The organism is Devosia salina (genome assembly GCF_019504385.1).
Classification (GTDB): domain Bacteria; phylum Pseudomonadota; class Alphaproteobacteria; order Rhizobiales; family Devosiaceae; genus Devosia; species Devosia salina.
Window position 1 is genome coordinate 812,768 of sequence record NZ_CP080590.1, and the last position, 26,387, is coordinate 839,154.

A 26,387-nucleotide genomic window follows, 5' to 3' on the forward strand; every position below is an offset into this window, starting at 1 on the left:
GATAGGTCCTCGGATCAAGTCCGAGGACGGCCAGTGGGTGTGAATACTCTTTTGCTGGCCGCCGGCAGAACCCGGCACCCCGAGGGGCGCCGGGCATCCCCGGGAAGGAACTAGAGCAGGCTGACGGTGTTTTCTTCACCGACAATGCCGATCACCGCGGCCTTGTACTGGGCCATGGCGTCTTCCGGCGACAGTTCACCCGACACCACCGCTTCGGTCATGCGCTGGATTTCCTGCGACACCGCGTTGTAGTTCGGGTTGTTCGGACGCGCCGTGGTCAGGGGCAGCAGCGTCTGGCTGGTTTCGGTCAGGAACGGGTTGTTCGGGATCGGCACGTCCGAGCGCGAACGGATGCCCGGCTGGTAGTCCTGGAAGGCCGTCATCTGTTCCTTGCTCATCATGAAGGAGAGCAGCTTCCAGGCTTCCATCGGCGTGTCGGTGTTCGGGTTGATCACGAAGCCGGTGCCGCCCGAGATCGAGACGAAGTCCTGGCCGCGAATGGCGGCGCCGGGCTCTTCGGCCGGCATCTTGACCCAGCTCATGACATTGTCGCGGTCGGCGACCTCGAATTCCGAACCCGGTGCGGTGACCGAGCGGTAGAACCAGTCGCCCTCGACCAGCATGGCGGTCTTGCCGTCGCGGAAATTGGCGAAGGACCGGTTGCGGCCATCGGCCAGCAGCTGCGCACGCTGGTCGCCCAGACCTTCATCGACATAGATGGTCTTGTAGAGGTTGAGCACGTCCAGGATGCCCTGGCTTTCGACGACGAACTTGCCGTTCTCGTCGGTGACGCCTTCACCAGTGCCGAGCAGCGCCATCCAATAGCCCTGCATGGTCGTGGCTTCGCCCATGGCAACGCCGGCATTGAGCTGCAGCGGGGCTTCGATCCCGGCTTCCTTGAGCTTGCGGGCCGCATCGAGCACGTCGTCCCAGGACTTGGGCTGCCAGTCGGCTGCGATGCCGGCCTGTTCGAGCAGGTCCTTGCGCACGAAGATCATGCGCACGTCGGTGCCCAGGCCAATGCCATAGGTTTCCCCGTCATAGGACATGATCGAGCGGATGCCGGGCGAGATATGATCCCAGCCTTCCCAATTGGCGTAGTCCTCGCCGATCAGGTCGTCGAGCGACTTGAGCTGGCCACCCTCGGCAAAGGCCGGGATGAGGAAGCCGTCGAAAGCGGAGATGTCGGGGCCGGCGCCGGTCGAGAAGTCGAGGGCCAGCTGCTGGGTGAGCTGGGCATCCTCGCCACCGAACTGGTTCAGCGTGACATTGATGTCGGGATTGGCGGCCTCGAAGGCCGGAATGACCTGTTCTTCAAGCCACTGGGCCGTGGCGCTGTTCACGCCGCCGATGACGCAGCGGCAGGTAATGTCCAGGTCAACGGCAAAGGCCGGAACGGCCACGGCAGAAGCGCCGATCAGGCCAAGCGCAAGTGCGCGAATACGATTCTTCATCGTTGAATTCCTCCCAAATGATGGCTCCGAATTCTCCGGTAGCCGGTCTTGGCCGGATGGCTCCTCGCACCCGACCTGGCCAGATTGAACACGTTTTCACTTTTCGTCAATGCGGAGAATTCGCGGTGGAAAAGTTTCGTCAGAGAAGCGTGGCCTTGGATCGCAGAGAATCGCGACATTCCGGTGACAATCGGTCGAATTATTGTGAGTTTCCAGATTCTGGGCTAGCTTGACTTTGCTGGGTTGACGCCCGATGAAAGTGAACACGCTTTCAAAATGTGCATGGGCGGGAGGGGTTCAGTGTCGGAGGGTGCCGGAGTGTCGCGGGGCAGGGCGACGGCCGAGATGGTTGCTGAGCGCGCCAAGGTGTCACGCGTTGCGGTCTCGCGCGCCTTCAACCCACACACCTCGCTCAAGCCGGAAAAGCGCGAACTGATCCTCAGGATCGCGCAGGAATTGAACTACACGCCGGACCGCGCAGCGCGGGCGCTGGTGAGCGGCCGCACCCACCTGGTCGGCGTCATCGTGCCCGATGTGTGCAGCAATTGGGAAAGTCAGGAAATCGACGCTCTGACCACCGCCTTGCAGGCGGAGGGCTTCGCTACGCTGCTGTTCAAGACCCGCACCGACTACTCGATGGACGAGCAATTGCTGGCCTATATGCGCGGCTTCAATCCCGACTCGGTGATTGCCTTCGTCGAAAACGTCAAACCCAAGACGCTGACCCGGTTCCTCGACCGGGCGGTGCCCATCTATGTCGACTATCCGCTGGCGGGCGAGGCCGAGGCCCCCGAGAGCGGCCCGCTGTTCGATCGCCTCAATATCCTCCAGCACGACGGCATCGACCAGGCAGTGGCGCTGCTGCAGGGCTATGGCGTCCGGCGCATCGCCTATCTCTCCGGCCTCGACAAGTCCCGCGCCAGCATTGCCCGCGAGACCACGCTGCGCCAGGTGATGGCCGAGCGGGGCATGGCGGCGCCCATCGTCATTCAGGGCGATTTTGGCTATGACGCGGCTTTCCAGTCCACGATCGACCTTTTCCGGGTCGGCGAGGGCGCCGACGCCATTTTTGCCGCCAATGACGTCAGCGCCTTCGGGGCTCTCGATGCGCTCAAGCATGAACTGAACCTGCGCGTACCCCAGGATGTCAGCGTGGTCGGCTTCGACGACATCGCCCAGTCGCACTGGAAAAGCTACAACCTGACCACGGTGAAATTCGACCTCGAGGCGCGCGTGCGCGCATTGGTGCGTCTGATCCTGCGACGCTTGAACAACCCACAGGCGCCCGGCCTCGAAGAGACCCTCAACACCCGCCTTGTCGTGCGCGGCACGGTCGGCTGACCATTTCCATGACCAAAAACACCATTCATCTCGTCTTCAAGACGCATCTCGATATCGGCTTCACCGACCACGCAGCGCGCGTGCGGCAGCAATATCACGAGCAGTTCATCCCCCAGGCCATTGCCACGGGAGCCCATTTTTTCAACGAGAACCCGCAGGCGCCCGCTTTCGTCTGGACCACCGGGGCCTGGCTGATATGGGACCACCTCAATTCGCAGGGGCCCGAGCGGGTCCGGGCGCTGGAACAGGCGATCGAACGCGGCCTGATCGGCTGGCATGGCCTGCCTTTCACCACCCATACCGAACTGATGACCCCGGCCATTTTCCGGGCCGGCCTCTCCTATGCTGCCGAACTCGACCAGCGTTTCGGCAAGACCACCATCGCGGCCAAGATGACGGATGTGCCGGGGCACACGCTGGGCATGGTGCCGCTACTGGCCCAGGCGGGCATTCGCTTCCTGCATCTGGGCGTCAACACGGCCAGCCCCGTACCCGACGTGCCGCCGATCTTCCGCTGGCGGGCACCCTCGGGCGAGGAAGTGGTGGTCATGTACCAGGGCTCATATGGCGCCACCGACTTTCCGGCAGGTGCCGATATCGGCCTCAGCTTCGCGCATACCAATGACAATATCGGCCCGCAAAGCGTGGGGCAGACGGTCGAGGCGCTGCGCCATCTGCAGCACCAGTTTCCGGACAGCGACATCAAGGCCTCGACGCTGGACGCGTTCGGGGCCGAGATGTGGGCGCGCCGTGAGGCATTCCCTGTCGTCACCAGCGAAATCGGCGACAGCTGGATTCACGGCACGGCCAGCGATCCAGAGAAGCTGGCGCAGTTCCGGTCCTTGTCGCGCCTCTATGATGGCTGGGCCGGGGCCCTGACGCCGGAGCGGCTGGCCTTCGGACGTGAGTTGGCCATGGTGGCCGAGCATACCTGGGGCGTCGACATCAAGACCTATCTCCGCGACGAGCAGGCTTGGGATCGCGCCGATTTCGAGGTGGCGCGACGCAGCGATTATCGCTTCGCCTATGCCGAGCAATCCTGGCGCGAACAGCGCGCCTATCTCACCGCGGCGGTGGATTGCCTGGCCCCGGCCGATCGGCTTCTGGCCAGGATGGCGCTGGAAGCGCTGGAGCCGGGGAAGTCCCCGGCACTGGTGCCGGGCACGCAGATCCAGAACGGGGGGTGGCAAGCCGACCTCGATGCGCAAAGTAGCGATATTGTCCGCATCACCGCCCCGGACGGACGCGTTCTCGAGGGGGCGGCGGGAAGCCTGTTGGGCTACCGGCATGAAAGTTACGACTGGGACGAATTGCAGACCCATCTCGACAGCTATCTGCAACACCGGCAGGACTGGGCCATTCTCGATCACGACAAGCCGGGGCTTGCTGGGGCGAAGACTGCGCGCACCGGCCATTTCCAGCCCCTCCATCGCGGCATTTCCACCGACGCCAGCACGGCAGGCGCAGAGATGCCGGAAGACGCGGCCGCCCTGCTCGGGGCCCCCGCCGCCGTCGAGATTGGCATCCGGGGCCTCGATGCCGATCGCGTCGAAATCCGCCTGGTCCTGCGGGCCAAACCCGCCAATCGCATGCCGGAGGCCGGCTTCCTGACGTTCACGCCGCGCAATGCCGGACCCTGGTCATTGCAGAAACTGGGGCTCTGGAATGCCGGCGACAACATCGCGCGCCGCGGCGGTGGTCAATTGCAGGGCGTGGAGGCGGCCCGCGCCGGCGCCTTGACCATCATGCCGGTCGACAGCGCGCTCGTTGCCCCCGCCGGCACACTCTTCATGCCGTTTCAGCCCGAGGTGCCGGACTTCAGCGAAGGGCTGCGCTTCTGCCTCTACAACAACAAATGGGGCACCAACTTCCCCATGTGGTGGGAGGGCAGCATCGCCTTCCGGTTCGTCGTGACGCTCGGGTCATAGCGGGCGGCGCTGCGGCCTAGAGGCAGGGGCTGACGGCGGCGATCGGGCCGAGGAACACCAGCACTGTGGCACCGAGCGCGGCGCGATTGGCCCAGAGGGCGATGACCGAGAGGGATGACGCCGGCTCGTCATCTGCCGGTGATTGCCAGAAGGCCAGCCAGACAAGGGGCAATGAGGCGACGACGAAGGCGAGGCACAGGACCAGCCGGTGTTGGCTCCAGCCATAGGCGCAACCCAGCGCCTGCAGGGCATAGAGCAACACGAAAGCGGCCGACCAGACTGTGAAGCCGGCCACCAGCGACAGCAATGCGCGCTTGTCCCCGCTGGTCATGAGCCGCCTCCCGCCGATCCCAACAGCAGGGTGAGTCCCAGCGCAAGTGCAGTCGCGCCCGCCGCATAGGCCGCCCACAAGGTGGCCAGAACCAGTTCGGTCTGACGCCGCGCCGATACGAAGCCGCGGCCGATGCGCCAGACGCCGTGCGCGGCCATGAGGGCGCCAAGGCCGCAATGCAGTATGGCATATAAGAGGACCGCCATGATCACCGCCTGACGCGCATGGCCGGTTGGGTCGGGCACGGCCAGCATCAAGGGCACCACCAGCCCAGTAGCAACGCCCTGCGCTATGGCGGCGGCGGCCAGGAAACCGCCGGCGGGCCTGCCGGCGCCGTTGCGCTTCCGGGCCAGCCAGGCCAGCACAGCGCCCGCTGCCGCGGCCAGCAGGGCGGAAAGACCTGCCCATATGGGCATATCGAGCGGCGCGATATCGGTCCAGTTCGGAGCGACAATCAGCAGGAAGAGGCCTCCGAACAGCAGCGAGGCGAACAAGGTCCCATTCATTGCCACGGCAGTCCGGTTGGCCAACACGGTGACATTGCCCACTGCCTCGGCGTCGAGTACGGCCGTTTCGCCGCGGCCGATATCGACCGGCCCGACATCGCGCCGCTGCCCAAGGCTACGCGGCCACATCAGAAACAGGGCCAGGGTCACGAGCGCGCCCAAGGGCGCTGCCCAGTAGAGCTTGAACAACAGCGCGAGAAAGATGCTTCCTGTCGCCAGCGCGGTCCATAGTGGCAGAAAGCTGCGACGCGGCAGGATAATGACATGATCGATTTCGCCCGTTGCGATGTCGACGGCCAGCGTTTCCTGCTCGCCATTGCGCGCAAAACCCAGATAGCCCTCACCGCCGGCCAGGCGAGGACCGATCCGGTCCGGCGACAATTGGTCGGCGCGCGTGTCGATGCGGGGCAGGGCGGCGAAATTGTAGGTCGGCGGTGGCGTCGCCGTGGCCCATTCCAACGTCCCGGCCTGCCAGGGATCGCGACGGTACCGCCGCCCCAGGCGGAATTGCAGCACCATATCGGCCAGCACCAGGGCAAGGCCCATGGTGAGGATGAAGCCGCCAATCGAGGAGAGCAGGTTCAGCCAGTCCCAGCCCCAGTTGGAGGGATAGGTGGAAATGCGGCGCGGCATGCCCATCAACCCGGTCAGGTGCATGAGGAAGAAAGTGAGGTTGAAGCCGATCAGGATCAGCCAGAAGGCCGGCACGGAAAGCCGGTAGAGACTTTGCCGCCCCGAAATATGCGGCAGCCAGTAGTAGATGGCCGCCAGCATGGGGAATACGAAGCCGCCGACCAGCACATAGTGCAGATGCGCCACCACGAAATAACTGTCATGGGCCTGGGTGTTGAACGGTACCATGGCCAGCATGACCCCCGTCAGCCCCCCAATGACGAAGACCACGAAGAACCCGGCCACATAGAGCATGGGGATGTCCCAGCGCGGCCGGCCCGAGGCCAGCGTGCCGATCCAGGCAAAGATCTGCACCGCCGTGGGCACGGCAACCAGGGCACTGGCCGCCGAGAAGAAGGCCAGGGCCATATGGGGAATACCCACGGTGAACATGTGGTGCACCCAGAGCCCGAAGCTGAGAAAACCCATGGCGACGATGGCCGCGATGATGGCGCGGTAGCCCAGCATGGGGCGTTGCGCAAAGACCGGGATGATGGTGGAGAGCGCGCCCGCGGCAGGCAGGAAGATGATATAGACTTCCGGATGGCCGAACAGCCAGAACAGGTGCTGCCAGAGAAGCGGATCACCGCCCCGGTTCGGGTCGAAGAACGGCAGGTCGAAAGCCCGTTCGAGTTCGAGAAGGATCGAGCCCAGGATCAGCGGCGGGAAGCCGAAGATCATCATCCCGGCGGTCACCAGCATGTACCAGGCAAAGAGCGGCATGCGCGGCAGGCTCATACCCGGCGCCCGCATCCTGAGAATGGTGACGAAGATTTCAACCGCCGCAGTGACCGCGGAAATTTCGACAAAGGTTATGCCCAGAAGCCAGACGTCGGCGTTGATCCCGGGCGTATAGGGGCGCGAGCTGAGCGGGGTATACATGAACCAGCCCCCATTGGGGGCGGCGCCCAGCAGCATGGCGACGATCAGGATCGTGCCGCCGAACAGATAGCACCAGAAGCCATAGGCAGTGAGCCGGGGGAACGCCATGTCGCGCGCGCCCAAGAGCTTGGGCAGCATATAGACAGCACAGCCCTCGAACATGGGAATGGCGAACAGGAACATCATCACCGTGCCATGCATGGTGAAGATCTGGTTGTAGAGTTCGGGGCCCAGAAAGGCGCTGTCGGGGGTCGCCAATTGGGCGCGGATCAGCATGGAGAGCAGCCCGCCAATGGCAAAGAAGACCAGCGCCACCAACATGAAGCGCTTGCCCAGAACGGTGTGATTGACGCTGGAAAGCCGCCCCCATCCCGAAGGGGTCTGCCAGATGGCATCCAACTGCTTGTGGAGGCGGATGGGAGATGGGGTCTGACTCACTGGCCTGCCTCCATCAGCGCAGCAAAATCCGCGGGCGCGTGGGCCTCCACGCGAAACTGCATGCCGTCATGGCCCTCGCCGCAATATTCGGCGCATTGTCCCCAGTAGATGCCCGGTGCGTCCGCTTCGAGCCGGATGACATTGGTGTGGCCGGGTATGGCGTCGATCTTGCCGCCGAGCCTGGGCACCCAGAATGAATGGATGACATCGGCGGAGGTGACGACGATATCGACGGGCACGCCGGCCGGCAGGTGCAGTGTCTCGCCGGGCACCACCACGCCGCCGGGATAGGCGAAGGACCAGTTCCAGCGCTGCGCCTGCGCCTCGATCCGGACCGGCGCATCGCCCCTGGGCAGCAATTGCTCGCCCAGCACCAGTGCCGTGCCGGTCAGCAGCACAAGGATGGGAATGGGCAGCACCAGCCCGCCCCCGACGATCCACTGGCCGGGGGTGAGGCGCGCCACGAGGTCGCTGCGCAGATAGGCGAGGGCGAACAGGGCCATGACCAGGGCGAACAGCGCCGTTGCGCCCCAGAACATGACCCACCAGAGCAATGCCAGATTGGCCGCGCGAGGCCCGGCAGGATCCAGCGCCGACAACTCTCCGCTGCAACCGGTCAGCACCAGCGGCGTTGCAGCCAGAGCTGCAATCCTGACCCAGGGAAGAGATCCATGTCCGACGACACGCGCCGCGCCGAAGAGGACGAAATCGCCCAGGAGGAGGCGCCACCGGAAATTCGGGCCGATCATCCCAATCCGCGTATTCGCGAGGTGGCCGAGCAGGACACCGGTTCGGCCATTGCCGTGGCGGGCCATCCCATCCACGCCATGATGGTGCATTTCCCCATCGCCTTCATCATCGCCACGCTGGGGATCGACATCTTCTACTGGTACACCGCCGACCAGTTCTGGGTCGCGGTCGGCACCTGGTCGGCAGGCGCGGCCTTCGCCTTCGGCGTGTTTGCCGCCCTGGCCGGGACGCTCGAACTGCTGGCCGTGCCCGGCATCCGGGTGCGCGTGGCGAGTTGGAACCATGCCGTGGCGGCCATGGTGCTGCTGGCGATCGCGGCGGCCAATGCCGGGCTGCGCATCAATTTCCCCGAGCAGATCCTGCCGGCGGGTCTCATGCTCTCGGTTCTGGCCAGCATGGCCACGGCCTTTGCCAGTTGGCACGGCGGAAAGCTGGTGTTCGATCATGGCGTCGGTCTCATCATTTCCACCCGCCAGTGATCCAGGCGGTCCATTCCGAGAGGGCGCCCGGGGCAAAGAAGCTGTCGATTGGCGTTGGCCAATCCATCTCCGGCTTTCCCAGGACCAGCACGAGAATGGCGCCCACCACGACAATCGTCAGCGGGACCGCCAGCAGGAAGCGGCCGGTGTGATAGTGACCCGTCCGCTCGAAAATGGTGAGGATCGCCAGTCCCGAGAAAATGTGGATGCCGGTCATGGCGGAGACGCCGACCAGCTTGGCATAGAACCAGTTGCTGTATGTCTCCTGCATCAGGATCAGCGCCGTGCCCGAGGCCACCGACACGAAGGCCGCCGGCGACACCAGGTTGATGTAGAAAAAGCGGGTGAACGAGTGCAGCTCGTGCAGCCGCTGCCCCGCAAGGCCGCGCCGCTGGCGAAAGAGAAAGGGCAGGGCGATCAGCCCCGCCGACCAGAGCGCGATGCCGGCCACGTGGATGAACTTGATCCAGATCATGATCATCCGGGGCTCGCCCCCCGGGGCTTGAGAGCATCCGCCAGGCGCCAGAGCACCAGCGCCAAGAGCGGCAGGTTCGCCGGCACCCACATGATGAGGCCTGCCAATTGCTGGTCCGCCAGCGGTGTGAAGCCGAAGGCGAACGTGGTTGCTTGGTGCGGCAGGTAGAGCGGCCCCGGCGCAAAGACCAGCAGCGCGCCGAGAAAGCCCATTTGCATCGCGCTGAGAAGGGCCGCGGTTCCCGCGGTCATGGCCCCGTCCTTGCGCAGCAGCCCCAGCCAGAGCCAGGCAAAACTGCCCAAGAGGCTCGCCTGCATCGCCCAATAGATCGCGGGGTGGGCGAAGGCCGAGGCATAAAGATCAGGCGCATGCCAGAGCCACATCGCCATTGTCGAGACGACGAGGGCGGGCAGCATCCCTATTCGGCGGGCCCACGCGGCAGGCAGCGCCAGCGCCAGGAGCGGCGCCACCACCATGGTGAGGACGATGTGGTGCGTGACCCGCACCCAGAGCAGCGCCACGCTGGCCGCGCAAATTGGCGAGACGAAGAGCACGGCCGCGAGCAGCCAGGCGCCACAAAAGGCGAGCTGCCGGTGACGCTCCGCCCGCCGAAGGGTGAACGCAGCGCCCATCGCGAGCGCAATCAGCGCCGTCAGTAGCAGCGGATCGAAGTTCCACCGGCCCCAGAGCGTGTCCAGGGTCGGTGGCGATCCGCAATAGCTCATGTCGAAGGAAAAGGCTGACGCTGGGTCCATTTCCGTTCCGTTTGCTGTGATCGGGCGGAGCCGGGGCTATTCGGCCCCATCACCCTCAGGCAGGGCCCAGGCGACGACGTAGTCGCCGATGGGCGTTTCCATGAAGTGATGACCGCCCGGTGCGATGGCGATGAATTGCCGTTCGCCGACCGAATAGGTGATCGGCGTTGTTTGCCCACCAGCCGGAAGCGTGTCGCTCCACACCGTTTCGCCGGTTTCGATATCGACCGCCCGGATCAGGTTGTCGGTCGCCGCGGCGATGAACACCAGTCCACCGGCGGTCACCAGGGGGCCGCCATTATTGGGCGTGCCGATCTTGAACGGCAGCATGGAGGGAATGCCGAATGGGCCATTGGCGCGGGCGGTGCCGAGCGGCACATCCCAGAGCGTTTCACCGGTCGCCAGATCGATGGCACGCAGGCCCCCATAGGGCGGCTGCTTGCACATCAGCCCGGTCCAGCTCTCGCGCCAGCCAGCATTGACGTCGATGGCATAGGGCGAGCCAAGCTGCGGTCCGGCTTCGGAGCCGCCCGGCTGGTATTCCGGCTCGAAAATGGCATGGGCGTCGCCAGCTTCCTCGCGCGGGATCAGCCGGTTGTAGTTGGGCATGTCGTTGTAGTTGGCAATGAGGATACCGCGCTCCACATCGACCGCCATCGAGCCCCAGTCCTGCCCGCCATTATAGCCTGGATACTGGATCCAGCGGCCATCCGTGGTGGGCGGGGTATAGGGACCCTCGTAATTGGCCATGCGGAACTGGATGCGGCACCAGAGCTGGTCCAGCGGGCTCATGCCCCACATGTCCTTTTCCTCCAGCGCCGGGAAGAGCAGGCTGTGATAGGCCGAGAAGGGCTGGGTCTCGGAGAGATAGCCCGGCTCCACGCCCATGCCCGTGGGCACCTCGCGCTCCTCGACCGGGAATAGCGACTCCCCGGTCTCCCGGTTCAGCACATAGATGTCGCCCTGCTTGGAGGAGAGGATGATGGCCGGAACCGTCCCGTCATCGGCCGGGAAGTCGACCAGGCTCGGCTGCGAGCCCAGGTCATAGTCCCAAACGTCGTTGTGGACGGTCTGGAAATGCCAGACGTCTTCGCCCGTGGTGACGTCCACGGCGACCAGCGATGTCGCATATTCGTTCTCGAGCTCGCTGCGATTGGAGCCGTAATAGTCCACGGCCGAATTGCCGAGCGGCAGGTAGACCAGACCGCGTTCTTCGTCGGCGGCGGCCGTGGTCCACATATTGGGCGTGCCACGGGTATAGACTTCGCCTTCCGCAGGGGCACCGCGGTTGCCGGGATTACCCAGGTCCCAGGCCCAGGCCAGTTCGCCGGTCACCGCATCATAGCCGCGCACGACGCCGGAGGGAGAATCCTCGGCCTGACCATCCTGCACCTGCGCGCCGGTGACAACGATGCCACGGACGATGGTGGGCGCGGAGGTGATCGAATACCAGCCCGGCACCGTGTCGCCGATACCGTCCTCGAGATAGACCTCCCCGTTCATGCCGAAATCGGGACAGGGTTGCCCGAGCTTCGCGTCCACGGCGATCAGCCGCGCATCGAGCGTCCCCCAGATGACCCGCGTTGCGCAGAGGCTATCGGGTTCGGCGTCGGGCACCGCGTAATAGGTGACGCCGCGGCAGGTGGCGCCATAAGGAATGGCGTCAACGGGCACCTCGGGATCGTAGCGCCATTCCTCGCGCCCGGTGGCGGCATCCACGGAAATGGCGATGCCCATGGCGCTGCACAGATAGAGATCGTCGCCCACCTTGAGCGGCGTGTTCTCCGGAGAATACTTGCCCTCGGCCTCTTCGCTCGGCATATCGCCGGTCCGGTATTCCCAGACGCGTTGCAACTGACCGACATTGTCGGGCGTGATGCTGGCGAGCGGCGAGAAGCGACGCGCCTCATAAGTGCCGCCATAGGCGGGCCAGTCGGCGCCGGTTTCGAGGGCCGGCGCGGCGGCGCGAATTTCTATGCCAGTTGGCGTTGTCGGCGCGCTCGGCGCGGAAGCCTCTTGTGTGCCGGCCTGCGGGGCCGACGCGTCTGTGCCAGGCGCCGGAGCAGCACCGTCTTCGGCAGGGGCGGGCTGGTCATTTGCCGGCGACAGAGGTGCAACGTCCTCGGCCTCACGCGATTGGGCCTCGACTTCGGGAGCGACGTCAGGGGCCGGTGGCTCGACACTGACCGGCTCGTCCTGTGCGGGCGAGCCGGCTTCCTGTGCCATTGCATGATCGGTGCGTGCGGGACCTGTGAGCCCTATGACGCCCAACACCCCGACAATGGCCATGGCCGCAGGGGCGGCCGTGCGTGCGCCCATTATGCTTTCGCGGCGCCGTAGCGTCGGGATGGCCAGCAGAACCAGAACCAGGATCACCGTTGGCGCCACAAGGCGCGGCACCTGCGCCCATCCGTCGAAGCCGACTTCCCACAGGGCCCAGGCAAGAGTGAAGAGATAGGTGAGGAGGTATAGCCAGACCGCAAGCATCTCCTGCCGGAACAGGAAGAACGCGGTCGCCAACAGACCGGCTCCGGCAATCAGATAGTACCAGGAGCCCCCCAGGGTCGCGAGCCAGACGCCCCCGACTGTGATCGTGATCCCGATCAATCCGACGATCAATCCAAGCAGCCAGGCGTACCAGCGGCCTCCCGGATGTGCGTTGTGATGCATGGTGTGGTGATCTGTCATGACTATACCTCCCTTCGTAGGGGCCAACGAAGGTTGGGGCCATGTGTTCCAAAAAATGTCTTGCCTCAGTGGCCGCGCCCGCTCGCTGGCATCAAAGCCGGTTCGCCACCTCAACGCTTTCGACCAGCCAGCGCAGTTCGGTTTTGCCGCCCCCGTTCGCAACGATCCGGCAATTGCCCTGGACGAAAAAATCCTCCGCGCGCAGGCCGATCATGAGGCTGGCATGCGGCAAATGCGCCTCTAACGTCACCGCCGTGCCGGCCGGCGCCGCATGCGGTACATCGCCATGCAGCGTCACCTGCTGCGTCGGCCGTCCTTCGGCATAAGCCCAGTTGAGCGCGGCGATTTCCGCCACCTGCAGTGGCTCCGGCTGGTCGGTGCGCCCCTTGAAGGCAGGGAGATAGATCTCGTCCCGTTCCAGCGCCGCGAGGAAGGCCGGGACCAGCCCGGCGGTCATGCGACCGTAGCGCTGGCGCTGCGGCAGCACCATCAGCGAGGCCGCGAAACGGCATCCGCCGATATGGGTTGCTTGCACGATGTTGAAACGTCCGGGATCGGCAATGGCCACCAGCGCCTTGTAGGTGGAAAAGCCATTGCGGGCGCAACAGGCGTCGCGGCGACTGTCGGTGCAGCACAGGATAGTCGTGCGCGCATCGGGCCGGCCGACGAACACATTGCCGCGGACATAGTCACGGATCGCCGCGATCAGACTTGCGTCATCGTCGAAGTCGGCCCGGACGTTTTCAGGCATGGCGTGCAGCATGGGCAGGGCGGCCGGCGCCTCGACCTTGTCCACGAGTGCAACATGGATGCCGGCCTCCATCGCCTCATGCAGGGCCTGGCCGAGCGGCTCAGACATATCCACGGACTGCCAGCGCGGGTTGCGCCACTTGCCACGCGGCCAGGCGAGCATTAGCACGCGCTCGGGCGCATCCCCGGTTCCGGCCAGAGGCTCGCCTCGCGCGAGGCAGAGATCGGTGCAAAAGACGTGCTTGTTCATGCGCCCAAAATGCCTGGCGTTGCCCGCTCCAAGGTGGCCGGGTCGCGAGTCTTGTTGGGCTATTAAAAGATGAGTGTCAATATCAGGGTTTAACGCAGGGACGCGAAACGGACCCCGTCAACGTCCCTTTGCCGCGAGCAACGCATCGGCGATTTCGACGAATCCGAGCCCTGCGGGGCTGCTGGTGATCCAGCGCGGCCGGCTGGGCAGGTCCCCCAATATGGGCACGATATTGGCAACGCCGAAGGACTTGCCGACATAGCCGAACATGGGCGCGTCATTGCGCGAATCCCCCACGAAGGACACGAAGCGCGCCACCCCGGCATCGTCTATGCCCAGGCGCTGCAGCACGCGCTCGCTCATCGCCTTCTTGTCGTAATTGCCCAGCCACGTGTTGATATGCACCGAACTGATGGCGACGGTTCCGCCGATGGCGCGGATGCGTTCGGCCAGCGCGTCGACTTCGGCGCGGGCATGTCCGACGATGTCGATGGCGACGTCGGCCACCCGCAGGCGCTGGTCATGAGCCAGCCGGAACCGGTCTCCGAGCAGGGGCAGGACCGCCGCCAGGTGCCGTTCCTTGCGCTCCTGCTGCAAGGTCTCGTCTTCCCAGAATTCGAACTCGGCGCGATTGCCTCGGGCCGTCATGACGAACGCGCCGCTTTCACCGATCGCGGCTTTCACCGGCCAGGCCCGGACGATGTGTTCGCACCAGCCCGCCGAGCCGCCCGTGACCGGCACGATGCTGATCCCGGCAACATGCAAATCCCACAGCGCCTGATAGGTCTCAGGCAGCAGCCGGCCTTCGGTGGTCAGCGTGTCGTCGATATCGGTGAACAGATATTGGACCCCGCTCAGATCTTCCGGCGCGGGAGCCGGCCCCTGGAACATCATGCTTGATCCTGGTCGCAAAGCACGACCTCGGTGCCCGCTTCGGCCAGGGCCGCAGCGGCCAGGCCATCGTCCGGGAGGCGGTCGGTGAAAAGGGTGGTGATGCGATTGAACGGTACCACGCGCACGGAGGCATCGCGCGTCCACTTGCTGACATCGGCGGCCAGGAACTGCACGCGCGAATTGGCGATCAGCGTGGAGGTGGTCTGGGCTTCCGAATAGCTGAAGTCGAGAATGCCCTTCTGCGGATCGAGCGCGCCGGCGCCGATGACGGCGTAGGACGCATAGAACTTTTCGAAGAACTGCAGCGAATCCGAGCCCACCACGTCGCGATCATTGTGGCGCAAGAGGCCCCCGGTCATGTGCACCTCAACCTGCGGCGCTTCGCACAGCATCAGGGCCACGTCGATATTGTTGGTGACGACGCGCAGGCTGTCATGGGCGCGCAGGGCCTCGGCGACGAACTGCACCGTGCTGCCAATGCCCATGAAGACGGTGGAGCCGGGCTCTATGGCCGCCGCGATCCGTGCCGCGATGCGGCGCTTGGCGGCGCTGTTGAGGGCGGCGCGGGCATTGATCGAGATATTGCGGCTCTCCACGGGCGCATCGACCCCGCCATGGAAGCGGCGCGCATAGCCCAGGTCGCACAGCGCGTTGATGTCGCGCCGCACCGTCTGGGTGGTCACCTGATAGCGGCTGGCGAGGTGCTCGATATATTGAGCGCCTTCCGCCTCTATCAGGGCCAGGATATCGCGTTGCCGGCTCGACAGCATGTCTTGCCCCATAATGCCCCCACTACCCGAGGAAGACCTTCGGATTGTCGGTGATGACGCCGCTCAGCCCTGCGCCCCAGAAGGAGACGAGCTGCACCGGATCGTTGCAGGTCCAGGCCCGCACCTTGATGCCGCGCTTGGTGGTTTCTTCCAGAAGGCCAATGCTGAGTGCCTTGAAATGCATGTGGATGGTGGTCGCGGGAATGGCAGCCAGTTGTTCTGCCCAGTCTTCCGGCGGTCGTCCCCAGAGCATGGCCATTTCCAGCTCCGGCTCGAGCGCATGCATGGCCTTGAGCGCTTCGGGATCGAAGCTCGAAATCATGATCTGCGTGTTGGCGGCCCGCTTTGAAATATCGGCCTGCACGGCCCGTACCAGCTGGTCGAGCGACTTGTGGTGCTTGTGCTGCTTGATCTCGACATTGGCGCTGAGCCCCAGTTCGCCAAGAGCCACGATGGTCTCGGCCAGGGTCGGGATCCGCTCGCCGGCAAACCTGGGATCGAACCAGGTGCCGGCGTCCAGGGCGCCGATCTCTGCACCGGTCAATTCGCCCAGCGAGCCCTTGCCCGAGCTGGTGCGGTCGACGCTGTCGTCATGGATGACCACCAGCGTGCCGTCGGCGCTGAGCGCCACGTCGAGTTCGACCCATTTGGCACCCGCTTCGGCGGCCGCGCGAAAGGCGGCAATGGTGTTTTCCGGGGCAATGGCCGAGGCGCCCCGATGGGCCTGAACTTCGTCCCGCTGGGGACCGATGGAGAATTGGGTTGTCATGACGCGTCTTCGTGATGGAATGGCAGGCCCTTAGGCTGATTTTGCTACAGATTTGCGACAGGGTCGTCGGTTCGCCGTCCCGTGCCGGCATTGTAGGGATGAAGGTCGGCGCGGCGCGCATGAACGGTCACTGCCGCGCCCTCCTCGATTTGCGGCCGGCCCGGGACGCTCAGCACCACCGATTGGCCCGAACTGTCCAGCCGCACATGCAGATGGCTTTCGCCGCCGATCGGCTCGAGCAGTTCGACTGTCCCCTTGAGGCTGATCGCCGGACCCTCCGGCAGGTCCAGAAAGAGTGAATCGGGCCGGATGCCGATAATGTCGGTCTGGGCGGGCAGGCCGCCGAGCGCCGCCTTGTCCGCCACCGAGGAGACCTCGATCAGGTTCATGGGCGGCGAGCCGATGAAGCCGGCAACGAAAAGGGTGGCGGGCCGGTCATAGACTTCGGTCGGTGTGCCGATCTGTTCGACGAGGCCCCCGTTCATCACCACCAGCCGGTCGGCCAGGGTCATGGCTTCGAGCTGGTCGTGCGTGACGTAGAGACTGGTGGTCTTCAACCGGCGCTGCAGCTTGCGGATTTCCACCCGCATCTGCACGCGCAGCTTGGCGTCGAGGTTGGACAGCGGCTCGTCGAACAGGAAGGCGGCTGGTTCGCGCACGATGGCGCGGCCCATGGCCACGCGCTGGCGCTGGCCACCCGAGAGCTGGCGCGGTTTGCGCTCGAGCATCGGCCCGATCTCGAGGATATCGGCCGCTTCCTGGACGCGGCGGTCGATCTCGGCGCGCGGCGTGCCGCGGTTCTTGAGGCCATATTCGAGGTTTCCGCGCACGCTCATATGCGGGTAGAGCGCGTAGTTCTGGAACACCATGGCGATGTCGCGCTCGGCCGGTTCGGCCTTGACCACGTCCTTGCCGGCAATCTCGATGCGCCCGGAGGTGACGGTTTCAAGCCCGGCCACCATGCGCAGGAGCGTGGACTTGCCGCAGCCCGAGGGACCGACCAGGACGATCAGTTCGCCATCGGCAACCTTGAGGTTGACGCCTTTGACGGCCGGGACATTGCCGTAGTTCTTCTTGAGGTCGATCAGGTCGATCGTTGCCATGGCTTATTTCTCCGTTTCCACGAGGCCCTTGACGAACAGGCGCTGCATGAAGATGACGACAAGGACGGGGGGGAGCATGGCGAGCACGGCGCCGGCCATGACCACGTTCCACAAGGGTTCGGTATCGGCGGTCGCGGCCATGCGCTTGATGCCCATCACGACGGTGTAATAGCGCTCCTGCGTGGTCACCAGCAGCGGCCAGAGATACTGGTTCCAGCCGTAGATGAAGAGGATGACGAACAGGGCGGCGATATTGGTGCGGCTGAGCGGCAGCATGATATCGCGGAAGAATTTCATCGGGCCGGCACCATCCACGCGCGCCGCTTCCATCAACTCGTCCGGAATGGTCATGAAGAACTGGCGGAAGAGAAAGGTGGCCGTTGCCGAGGCGATCAGCGGAATGGTCAACCCGGCATAGGAATTGAGCAGCCCCAGATTGGCCACGACCTCGAAGGTGGGCAGGATGCGCACTTCCACCGGCAGCATCAGGGTGATGAAGATCGTCCAGAAGCAGAGCTGGCGGAACGGAAAGCGGAAATAGACGATCGCGAAGGCCGAGAGCAGCGAGATCGCGATCTTTCCCACGGCGATGACCAGCGCCATGATCAGCGAGTTGGCCATCATCAGGCCGAACGGCGGTGCGCCGGATGTCGACACGCCCGAGGACAGCATCCGCGTGTAGTTCTCGATCGCATGCGGCCCTGGCAGCAGAGGGATGAGACCGGACAGGAACTCATTGGATGCGCGGGTGGAGGCGATGATCGCGACATAGACCGGGAAGGCGACGATGACGACGCCGACGATCAGCACCAGATGCGCCAGGAAGGTCAGGAAGGGACGGTTTTCGACCATGTCCTAGTACTCCACGCGCCGCTCGATATAGCGGAACTGAATGACGGTGAGGGTGAGCACGACCGCCATGAGCATGACGGACTGGGCGGCGGAGGACCCCAGATTGAGGCCGATGAAGCCATCCTCATAGACCTTGTAGACCAGCACATTGGTGGCCTGGGCCGGTCCACCCGAGGTGGTGGCGTGGATGATGCCGAAGGTGTCGAACATGGCGTAGGTGATGTTCACGACCAACAGGAAGAAGGTCGTTGGCGACAGCAGGGGCAGCAGGATGGTGAAGAACCGCTTCACCGGTCCGGCGCCGTCGATCGCGGCCGCTTCGGAAAGGGATGCCGGGATGGACTGAAGGCCTGCGAGGAAGAACAGGAAATTGTAGGAAATCTGCTTCCAGCTGGACGCGAAGATGACCAGCAGCATCGCATCGGTCTTCGAGAGCGAGTGGTTCCAGTTGTAGTTCAGGTGATCCAGAAGATAGGTCAGCACGCCGATGGACGGGTTGAACATGAACCACCAGAGCACGCCAGCGACCACGGGAGCCACCGCATAGGGCCAGACGAGGAAGGTGGTATAGGCATTGCGGGAACGGATCATGCGGTCTGCCGCAACCGCCAGCGCAAGCGACAGCCCCATCGATAGCAGCGTCACGCTGGTGGCAAAGACCACCGTTACCCAGATCGAGTTCAGGTATTCGGAATTGTGGAACAGGTCCTGGAAGTTGGCCAGGCCGACGAAACTGGTTCGCAAGCCAAAGGCGTCCTGCCGCAGGAACGATTGCCAGATGGCCTGCCCGGCGGGCCAGATAAAGAAGATCCCGGTGATCGCCAGCTGCGGAAACAGCAGGGCATAGGGAAGTCCCTTGTTCGTAAAGACGGTTCTTTTGGTTTGCATTTTGGCCCCCTGGCAGGCCCGCGCCCTGAGGCGCGGGCCAAAAGCTGCTGCAATTAGCTGTTGGCGGATTCGAAGTCGCGGATCAGCTCATTGCCGCGCGAGACCACGGCATCCAGGGCTTCCTGGGCGGTCTTGTCGCCCGACAGGAGCTGCTGGAACTCTTCGTCGATGATGGTGCGGATCTGCACGTAGTTGCCGAAGCGCAGGCCCTTGGAGTTCTCGGTCGGCTCATTGAGCGTGATCTGCTTGATGGCGACGTCCGATCCGGGGGTGGATTCGTAGTAGCCCTGCTCCTGGCCCAGTTCGTAAGCGGCCTGGGTGATCGGCAGATAGCCGGAGAACTGGTGCCAGTCCGCCTGGACCTCTGGCGAGGAGAGATAGGTGAAGAAGTCCGCCACGGCCTTGTATTCGGCTTCATCGCGGCCCTGCAGCACCCAGAGCGTGGCGCCACCGATGATCGAGTTCTGCGGTGCCCCTTCGACATCGTCGTAATAGGGCAGCATGCCGAAGCCGACCTCGAAATCCTTGGCATTGGCCAGGACGCCGGCGCGGGAGGCCGACGAGTTCATATACATGGCGCATTCGCCCGAATAGAACTTCGGCGGAGCGTCACCGCCACCACCCGGGCCACCATACTGGAACAGGCCCTCGTCCTGCCATTTCTTCAGGTTTTCCCAGTGCTTGGTCTGCACCGGACCATTGACGGTCAGCTCGGAACCCAGGCCCCCAAAGCCGTTCTCCAGCGTACCGATGGGCTGGTTGTGCCAGGCCGAGAGATTTTCGAGCTGAACCCAGGAAATCCACCCGGAGGTGAAGCCGCATTTCGCGGCGCCCGAATCCATGATCTTGCGGGAGAACTCTTCGAGCTCACCCCAGGTCTTGGGCGGGGTATTCGGGTCGAGGCCCGCAGCCTCGAACGCGTCCTTGTTGTAATAAAGGATCGGCGTCGAGGAGTTGAACGGCATCGAGAGCATGTTGCCCTCGGTGTCGGTGTAATAGCCAACGACGGCCGGCAGATAGGTGTCCTGATTGAAGTCCTCGCCCATGTCGGCCATCAGCTGATAGACCGGGTAGGTCGCGCCCTTGGCGGCCATCATGGTGCCGGTGCCCACTTCATAGACCTGCACGATTGCGGGCTGCTCGCCGGCGCGGAAAGCCGCGATGGCGGCGGTCATGGTTTCGTCGTAGCTACCCTTGTAGACGGGGGTGACGACATAGTCGGACTGGCTGGCATTGTAGCCGGCGACGATTTCCTCGAGCTTGGCACCCAGCTCGCCACCCATGGCGTGCCACCAGGCAATTTCGGTCTGGGCCATGGCCGGACTTGCCGACAGCAGGGTGGCCAGCGCAACGGACAGACACAAAGTGTTCTTGGACATGCTCACTCCCTTGTTTTCGATGCCGGAGCCTCCCGCTCCGTGCTGGCGCAGACGGTAGCACCGGACCGTGCCATTGCAACCAAAAAATGTTCATTTGAACATTCCGGCTGTACGGTGGGTCAGGGCATCTGTTATCAATTATCTGAAAAATCAGCATTTTTGAGCGAATGGCGCTGGGTTTTCAACATTCACTTGAGCGGATTGCGCTGATTATGCTCATGTGAACATTATGGTTGACCGCATTCTGCACACGAGTGCAATCGGGGAGGTCCATGTATTTCATCATCGTCCAGCTGATCGCCGCCATTGTCCTGTTGCTCTGGGCGGTGCGCATGGTGCGAACCGCAGTCGAGCGCGCCTATGCTGCCGAGCTCAAGCGGACGCTTGGACGCGCCGAGCGCAGCCGCATCGGCGCCTCGGTCATCGGCATGGTGCTGGCGATCGCGCTGCAGAGTTCCACCGCCGTTGCCGCCCTTGCGGCAAGCTTTGCCAGCGGTGGCCTGATGTCCGTGGCCACGGGCCTGGCGCTCATGCTGGGCGCCTATCTCGGCTCGGCCTTCGTCGCCAGCATCCTCTCCTTCGATCTATCCCTGCTGACGGCGCCATTGATCATCATCGGGGGCCTGCTCTTCCTGCGCGGCAATGCCCGGCGCACCAAGCAGGTGGGGCGGTTGGTGCTGGGCATCGCCTTCGTGCTGCTGTCGCTTGAAATGGTCTCCGAGGCCACCGCGCCCTGGCGCGACAGTGACATGCTGGCAGTCGTCATCACCTATCTGCGGGGTGATCTCTGGACCAGTTTCGCCGTGGCGGCGCTCATCACCTGGGCGTCCTATTCCTCGGTCGCCAGCGTGCTGGTCATCATCACCTTCGGCACCACGGGCGTGATCCCCATCGAGATCGCGGCCGCCTTCCTGCTCGGTGCCAATCTGGGTGGTACGCTGATCGCCTTCGGCATGACGCGCGGCGCCGATATCAGGGCGCGTCGCATCGCGGCAGGTGCCCTGGCCCTGAGGGGCGGGGCGGCGCTGGTCTGTCTGGTGCTGTTCCAGTTGTTCCAGCTTCACCAGTCCGGCCTCCCCGGCACGGTGGGCCAGCAGGCCAGCCTGCTGCACATCCTGTTCAACCTGGGTGTCCTGATCATCGGCCTGCCGCTGGTGCGGCCGGTAGAAGCGCTGATGACCCTGATCATCCGTGAGGCACCCATTGCCGGACAGTCCGACATCGCCCGTCTGCGCCAAACGGCGCTGGCGATCGACCCCAACGGCAATATCGACGCGTCCCTGGCCAGCGCCACGCGCGAATTGCTGCGCATGAGCGAAATGGTCGAGGTGATGCTGCAGCCGGTCATGGAGATCGTGCGCAGCGGAGACAAGGCGGCGATCCGCCGGGTGAAGGATCTGGAGCCCGAAGTGGATGGCGCCAACCGCGCCATCAAGCTCTTCCTGACGCGCCTTGACTGGGATCGCATGGATCCCGATCAGGCGCGCCGCGCCTCCGATCTCAGCACCTTTGCCATCGGTCTCGAACAGGCCGGCGACATCGTGGCGCGCCAGCTCCTGCGCGTTGCCGACCAGAAGTCGGAGCGGCGTATCGCCTTCTCCCAGCAGGGCTGGCAGGAACTGACCGATTTGCACGCAAGGGTGCTCGCCAACATGCAGCTCGCGCTCAACGTGCTGGTCTCAGAGGATGCCGAATCGGCCCGCCAGCTCGTCGCCGAAAAGGACGAAGTGGGCCTGATGGAGCGGCGCAGCATGGAACGGCACTTCGCCCGACTGCGCGCCGGCGATCCCAACAGCTTCGAAACTAGCGAACTGCACCTCGAAACCATGCACGCCCTGCGTCGCATCAACTCGCTGCTGACCGGAATTGCCTATTCCATCCTGAGCGAGCAGGGCGAACTGCTGCCAAGCAAGCTGGTGGCCGACAAGGCTTGATGGCGGCCAGTCAGCCCGTGATGCGTTCGCCGGCCTGATCGAAGAGCGCCGCCTTTTCCGCCGTGAAGCCGACCGAAAGCGTCTGACCGAGGCTGCAGTCCGTATCGCCATCCAGCGCCACGATCAGATGCTGCCCATTGGCCAGTTCCATGTTGACGATGGTCTCGTTACCGAGATGCTCGACCAGCGTCACCCTGCCGGAGAAGGGGCCGTCGTCCATTGGCTTGAAGTCATGGGGACGCACGCCCAGGGTGAGCGTGTCGCCGGCCTTCTGCCCCGAGCCGGAGAGGGGAAGCACCTGCGTCCGCATCACCGGGCTGGAAATCCGCATGGCACCGGCATCGAGGGCATCGACCGTCACCTCGACAAAATTCATCTTGGGCGAACCGATGAAGCCGGCGACGAAGATATTGGCCGGGCGGTGATAGAGCTCGAGCGGGGTGCCCACCTGTTGCACGGTGCCGGCACTCAGCACCACGATCTTGTCGGCCAGCGTCATCGCCTCGACCTGGTCATGCGTCACATAGACCATGGTTGCCCCGAGGTCGTTGTGCAGCTTGGCCAGTTCCATCCGCATGTCGACACGCAGCGCCGCATCGAGATTGGAAAGGGGTTCGTCGAACAGGAAGACCCCGGGTTTGCGGACAATGGCGCGGCCGATCGCCACGCGCTGGCGCTGTCCGCCCGAAAGCTGGCTCGGGCGGCGTTCCAGCAGGTGCTCCATCTGCAGGATGCGGGCGGCCTCGGCGACCTTGGCGTCCTTCTCGGCCTTGGGCGCATTGGCGATGGTCAATCCGAAGGCCAGGTTCTCGCGCACGGTCATGTGCGGGAAAATGGCGTAGGACTGGAACACCATGGCAATGCTGCGGTCCTTGGGTGGCAGGTCGTTGACCACGCGGTCGCCAATGCTCAGCGTACCCCCGCTGATGTCTTCCAGCCCCGCGATCATGCGCAGGAGCGTTGACTTGCCGCAGCCCGAGGGCCCGACAAAGACGCAGAACTCGCCGTCGGCGATCTCGATGTCGACACCCTTGATGATATCGGCGGCGCCATAATTCTTGCGGACATTTTTGAGGGATACGCTGGCCATAATGAGTGTCCTTGCGGGGGTTCGGGGTCAGACCTTGGCGCCGGGTGGCAGCTTGTCGAGTTCGGTGTGCAACAGGCCATCGGCATCGATGCGGACCGGGATGGGGTCCGAGACCTGGCCGATGAACGAGCCGTCGGGGGCGTCGTGGCGGAAGCCCATGAAAACCAGCCCATTGTCGGTTTCGACGATCTTGCCGGCATAGCGACTGCCCTGGGCCCCGTCGAAGAAGGGGCCGGGGGCCACTTCCCAGGGGCCAAACGGGTCATCGGCGATCAGGTAATGCGTGCCACGCACCGGCTTTTCCGGGTTGAGGCGCTTATATGCTTCGGACCAGTGGGTCCCGTCGGTGCAGAACAGCATGTACCACTTGCCCTTGGCCTCGAAGACCTGCGGCACTTCCATCTGCCCGAACATGCCGCCGGCATAGACCGGGGGCTGCAGCGTCCAGGTATAGAGGTCGGGCGAGGTGGCAAAGCCGATCGTGCCGCCGGCATTGGGCTCGGCCACACCCGGGCGACGGGCCACGAAATACATCACCCAGCCATCGCCCTTGGGGTTCTTCATCACCCATGGGTCGCGGAAGGCCCGGTCATGCCAATGGCCGGGCGTGTACTCTTCATAGTCAGGCCCCGAGATGTCGAGCGCCAGGCCATTGCCCACGCGGGTCCAGTTGTGGCCGTCGGTCGAAGTCGCATGACCCAGGCGCTGCTTCATGCCCTCTTCGGCGTGTTCGGTGCCGGTGTAGAACAGGTGCCAGAGCCCGGTGTCGTCGCGCAGGGTCGAGCCGGTCCAGGTGGTCCAGTCATCCCATGCCGGGGCCGGGGCGGGTGCAAAAGTGGTCCCCAGTTGGGTCCAGTTGACGAGGTCCTTGGACACGGCGTGCCCCTGGGAGACATGGCGGTGGCGCATGTCGGGATGGGCCAGGGTGTTGTCGGCCTGCAGGAAATAGGCGTGGTAGTCATCGCCGTCGCGATAAATCCAGAAGTCCCAAATCCATTTGTCTTTAAGGGCAATAACCACTTGTCGGTCTTTCAAAGAGTGTGCCGCATCAGCCCTTGACGCCGGTCGAGGCGATGGAGGCGATGAAGGCGCGCTGGAGGAAGAGGTAGAAGGCCAGCACCGGGACGGTGATGAGCGAGAGATAGGCCATGATCTCGCCCCAGGCGCGGTTGAGCTGGAAGAAGTACTGCAACCCGACCATCACCGGCCGGTAGCGCTCTTCCTGAACCACCATGAGCGGCCAGAGATACTGGTTGTACATGACCAGGAACTTGAGGATGGCAGCCGTCGCCAATACCGGGCCGGCCAGGGGCATGACGACGCGGCGATAGACCTGCCACCAGCTGGCCCCTTCCACGCGCGCCGCTTCGATCAACTCGCCGGGCAGGTCCTTGAAGTATTGGACGAACAGGAAAATCGTGAGGCCATCGGCCACGAAGGGAATGATCTGCACCTGGTAGGAGTTCAGCCAGCCATAGGTGAGGCCTTCGAGCCCCAGCCAGGGGAGCTTTGAGGCAATCAAAAGCAGCGGAATGGCGATCGTCTCGAAGGGCACGATCAGGGTTGCAAGGATCAACGCCAGGACCAGGTCCCGGCCACGCCAGTCGATGAAGACAAAGGCGAAGGCGGCGGCCGAGCAGATGAGCAGGGACAGGGCCACCGTCACACCGGTGACGATGACGGAATTGAAGATGAAGAGCCCCACCGGGGCGCGGCGGAACGCATCGAAATAATTGTCGAGCGAGATGTCGCCAACCGGCAGGAAGGCGCGGAGGCTCCGCGTGTCGCTGAGCAACTGCGCGTCGGGCTTCAGGCTCGACATCAGCATGAAGACCAGCGGGAACACGAAGATCAGGGCGATCAGGCCAAGCACCGTGTATCGCACCGCCAGGCGCAGCCCATGATTGTCACCGGAAATCTGAGCCATCACTTTTTCTCCCGGGTGAGCCAGCGCTGCAGCAGCGAAATGGCCAGAACGAACACGAAGAGGATCACCGAGATGGTCGAGCCGCCGGAGATATCCTGCTTGCCATAGCCGCGCTCGACGGCCTGGAACACGATGGTCTGGGTGGAGTCGAGCGGCCCGCCGCTGGTCATCACGTCGATCTGCGCGAACAGGGCAAAGGCCTGCATGGTGATGACGATCAGCACCAATACCGCTGTATTGCGCAGGCCCGGCCAGGTCACATAGCGGAAGGTTTGCCACTTGCTGGCGCCCTCGATGGCCGCGGCCTCGTAAAGAGACGGGCTGATCGTCTGCAGGCCGGAAAGCCAGATGACCATGTGAAAGCCCACCGCCTGCCAGATCGACATGGCGATGATCGCGCCAAGGGCCGTGCTGGGATTTCCCAGCCAGTCGATGCGCGGGAAGGCGCCGAATGTCAGGGCACCCAATAGATTGTTCAGCAGGCCGCTCTGGCCGTCATAGATGAACCGCCACAAGAGCGACACCACCACGATCGAGACCACGACCGGCATGAAATAGATGGCGCGAAAGACATTGATGCCGCGCAGCCTCTGATTGATCAGCAGCGCCAGGACCAGAGCCAGCCCGCCCTGGACCGGCGCCACGACGAGCACGAAGATAACGGTGTTGACCACCGCTTTCATGAACACCACGTCTCGCGCCAACACATAGGTGCGGCTGTCGCCGAGCGAGACGCTGAACCACTCGCGCATGCCGTCGAGCTGCGGATAGTCCTCATTGTTGCGGGTATAGCCGCGCAGGGCGGGGTAGGCGGGCGAGCCATCCGCCTCGCGCACAATGGCTCCGGCGTCGTCCCGCTCCGGCTCCAGCGTCAGCAAGCCCACGCCCAGCAGCTGGGAATAGTTGCTCAGGCCCACGAACTGGGTGGGATTGGGCGAGATCAGTCGCTGATTGGTGAAGCTCAGGCCGATCGCGAAGATGAAGGGCAGCACGATGAACAGCGCCATCAGCGCGGCCGCAGGCCCGGCCATCATCCAGCCGGTGGAATTGGAGCGTGTGAACTTGGAGGCCATCGGCCGCGA

At 64.1% G+C, this 26,387-nt stretch carries 24 protein-coding genes; 5 read left to right on the forward strand and 19 right to left on the reverse strand.

Features of this window, described 5'->3' with window-relative positions:
• Positions 1-110 precede the first annotated feature (110 nt).
• Positions 111-1,454 carry an extracellular solute-binding protein gene (locus tag K1X15_RS03900; RefSeq protein WP_220306176.1) on the reverse strand — a complete coding sequence of 448 codons (1,344 nt, stop codon included), beginning with the start codon at positions 1,452-1,454 and terminating at the stop codon, positions 111-113.
• 300 nt (positions 1,455-1,754) lie between these two features.
• Here K1X15_RS03900 and K1X15_RS03905 point away from each other — a divergent pair, with 300 nt between their 5' ends.
• On the forward strand, positions 1,755-2,795 hold the full coding sequence (locus K1X15_RS03905) for a LacI family DNA-binding transcriptional regulator (RefSeq protein ID WP_240549654.1): 1,041 nt from the start codon (positions 1,755-1,757) through the stop codon (positions 2,793-2,795).
• Between the two features lie 8 nt (positions 2,796-2,803).
• Complete coding sequence (locus K1X15_RS03910) at positions 2,804-4,723, forward strand: DUF5054 domain-containing protein (RefSeq protein ID WP_220306178.1); 1,920 nt, start codon at positions 2,804-2,806, stop codon at positions 4,721-4,723.
• Between the two features lie 16 nt (positions 4,724-4,739).
• On the opposite strand, the gene K1X15_RS03915 is transcribed toward K1X15_RS03910, so the two are convergent.
• Genes K1X15_RS03915 through coxB form a run of 3 tightly spaced genes read right to left on the reverse strand, consistent with a single transcriptional unit; the run spans position 4,740 to position 8,151 of the window.
• Positions 4,740-5,054 carry a hypothetical protein gene (locus tag K1X15_RS03915; protein ID WP_220306179.1) on the reverse strand — a complete coding sequence of 105 codons (315 nt, stop codon included), beginning with the start codon at positions 5,052-5,054 and terminating at the stop codon, positions 4,740-4,742.
• On the reverse strand, positions 5,051-7,552 hold the full coding sequence (gene ctaD / locus K1X15_RS03920) for a cytochrome c oxidase subunit I (protein WP_220306180.1): 2,502 nt from the start codon (positions 7,550-7,552) through the stop codon (positions 5,051-5,053). The genes K1X15_RS03915 and ctaD overlap by 4 nt, the downstream gene beginning before the upstream one ends.
• The gene (gene coxB / locus K1X15_RS03925; RefSeq protein ID WP_240549655.1) at positions 7,549-8,151 is read right to left on the reverse strand and encodes a cytochrome c oxidase subunit II; all 603 of its coding nucleotides are present in this window, start codon (positions 8,149-8,151) and stop codon (positions 7,549-7,551) included. Before coxB ends, ctaD begins: the two co-directional genes overlap by 4 nt.
• A gap of 72 nt (positions 8,152-8,223) precedes the next feature.
• Here coxB and K1X15_RS03930 point away from each other — a divergent pair, with 72 nt between their 5' ends.
• A complete protein-coding gene (locus K1X15_RS03930; RefSeq protein ID WP_220306182.1) occupies positions 8,224-8,781 on the forward strand; it encodes a DUF2231 domain-containing protein in 558 nt (185 codons plus the stop codon).
• On the opposite strand, the gene K1X15_RS03935 is transcribed toward K1X15_RS03930, so the two are convergent.
• The 11 genes from K1X15_RS03935 to ugpB form a co-directional block, all read right to left on the reverse strand.
• Entirely contained in the window at positions 8,762-9,262 is a 501-nt protein-coding gene (locus tag K1X15_RS03935; protein WP_220306183.1) for a CopD family protein, read from the reverse strand. The two genes, K1X15_RS03930 and K1X15_RS03935, sit on opposite strands and share 20 nt — an antisense overlap.
• The gene (locus K1X15_RS03940; RefSeq protein WP_240549656.1) at positions 9,259-10,011 is read right to left on the reverse strand and encodes a cytochrome c oxidase assembly protein; all 753 of its coding nucleotides are present in this window, start codon (positions 10,009-10,011) and stop codon (positions 9,259-9,261) included. The genes K1X15_RS03935 and K1X15_RS03940 overlap by 4 nt, the downstream gene beginning before the upstream one ends.
• A gap of 36 nt (positions 10,012-10,047) precedes the next feature.
• Positions 10,048-12,699, reverse strand: a complete 2,652-nt coding sequence (locus K1X15_RS03945) for an outer membrane protein assembly factor BamB family protein (protein ID WP_240549657.1) — start codon at positions 12,697-12,699, stop codon at positions 10,048-10,050.
• Positions 12,700-12,790: 91 nt separating this feature from the next.
• Positions 12,791-13,699: a sucrase ferredoxin gene (locus K1X15_RS03950; protein ID WP_220306184.1), complete on the reverse strand. Its 909-nt coding sequence runs from the start codon at positions 13,697-13,699 to the stop codon at positions 12,791-12,793.
• Between the two features lie 117 nt (positions 13,700-13,816).
• Positions 13,817-14,593, reverse strand: a complete 777-nt coding sequence (locus K1X15_RS03955; protein ID WP_220306185.1) for an HAD family hydrolase — start codon at positions 14,591-14,593, stop codon at positions 13,817-13,819.
• Positions 14,590-15,375 carry a DeoR/GlpR family DNA-binding transcription regulator gene (locus K1X15_RS03960; protein ID WP_220306186.1) on the reverse strand — a complete coding sequence of 262 codons (786 nt, stop codon included), beginning with the start codon at positions 15,373-15,375 and terminating at the stop codon, positions 14,590-14,592. The genes K1X15_RS03955 and K1X15_RS03960 overlap by 4 nt, the downstream gene beginning before the upstream one ends.
• A gap of 10 nt (positions 15,376-15,385) precedes the next feature.
• On the reverse strand, positions 15,386-16,132 hold the full coding sequence (locus tag K1X15_RS03965; protein ID WP_220306187.1) for a glycerophosphodiester phosphodiesterase family protein: 747 nt from the start codon (positions 16,130-16,132) through the stop codon (positions 15,386-15,388).
• Between the two features lie 44 nt (positions 16,133-16,176).
• Positions 16,177-17,235 carry a sn-glycerol-3-phosphate import ATP-binding protein UgpC gene (locus K1X15_RS03970; RefSeq protein WP_220306188.1) on the reverse strand — a complete coding sequence of 353 codons (1,059 nt, stop codon included), beginning with the start codon at positions 17,233-17,235 and terminating at the stop codon, positions 16,177-16,179.
• 3 nt (positions 17,236-17,238) lie between these two features.
• The gene (ugpE, locus tag K1X15_RS03975; protein ID WP_220306189.1) at positions 17,239-18,087 is read right to left on the reverse strand and encodes a sn-glycerol-3-phosphate ABC transporter permease UgpE; all 849 of its coding nucleotides are present in this window, start codon (positions 18,085-18,087) and stop codon (positions 17,239-17,241) included.
• A 3-nt stretch (positions 18,088-18,090) separates the two neighbouring features.
• Positions 18,091-18,975, reverse strand: coding sequence for a sn-glycerol-3-phosphate ABC transporter permease UgpA (ugpA, locus tag K1X15_RS03980; RefSeq protein WP_220306190.1), 885 nt, complete (start codon positions 18,973-18,975; stop codon positions 18,091-18,093).
• Positions 18,976-19,028: 53 nt separating this feature from the next.
• Positions 19,029-20,354, reverse strand: coding sequence for a sn-glycerol-3-phosphate ABC transporter substrate-binding protein UgpB (gene ugpB / locus K1X15_RS03985; RefSeq protein WP_220306191.1), 1,326 nt, complete (start codon positions 20,352-20,354; stop codon positions 19,029-19,031).
• A 39-nt stretch (positions 20,355-20,393) separates the two neighbouring features.
• On the opposite strand from ugpB, the gene K1X15_RS03990 reads away from it, so the two are divergent.
• Positions 20,394-20,564, forward strand: coding sequence for a hypothetical protein (locus K1X15_RS03990; protein ID WP_220306192.1), 171 nt, complete (start codon positions 20,394-20,396; stop codon positions 20,562-20,564).
• Between the two features lie 62 nt (positions 20,565-20,626).
• The gene (locus tag K1X15_RS03995; protein ID WP_220306193.1) at positions 20,627-22,288 is read left to right on the forward strand and encodes a Na/Pi cotransporter family protein; all 1,662 of its coding nucleotides are present in this window, start codon (positions 20,627-20,629) and stop codon (positions 22,286-22,288) included.
• A 10-nt stretch (positions 22,289-22,298) separates the two neighbouring features.
• Here the strand turns inward: K1X15_RS03995 and K1X15_RS04000 are convergent, their stop codons facing one another.
• Genes K1X15_RS04000 through K1X15_RS04015 form a run of 4 tightly spaced genes read right to left on the reverse strand, consistent with a single transcriptional unit; the run spans position 22,299 to position 26,378 of the window.
• Positions 22,299-23,378: an ABC transporter ATP-binding protein gene (locus K1X15_RS04000; protein WP_220306194.1), complete on the reverse strand. Its 1,080-nt coding sequence runs from the start codon at positions 23,376-23,378 to the stop codon at positions 22,299-22,301.
• 27 nt (positions 23,379-23,405) lie between these two features.
• Positions 23,406-24,398 carry a glycoside hydrolase family protein gene (locus K1X15_RS04005; RefSeq protein ID WP_220306195.1) on the reverse strand — a complete coding sequence of 331 codons (993 nt, stop codon included), beginning with the start codon at positions 24,396-24,398 and terminating at the stop codon, positions 23,406-23,408.
• A 28-nt stretch (positions 24,399-24,426) separates the two neighbouring features.
• Positions 24,427-25,305 (reverse strand): carbohydrate ABC transporter permease, encoded by an 879-nt coding sequence (locus K1X15_RS04010; protein ID WP_220306196.1) that lies wholly within the window; start codon positions 25,303-25,305, stop codon positions 24,427-24,429.
• Positions 25,305-26,378, reverse strand: a complete 1,074-nt coding sequence (locus tag K1X15_RS04015) for a carbohydrate ABC transporter permease (RefSeq protein WP_220306197.1) — start codon at positions 26,376-26,378, stop codon at positions 25,305-25,307. Before K1X15_RS04015 ends, K1X15_RS04010 begins: the two co-directional genes overlap by 1 nt.
• Between the last annotated feature and the right edge of the window lie 9 nt (positions 26,379-26,387).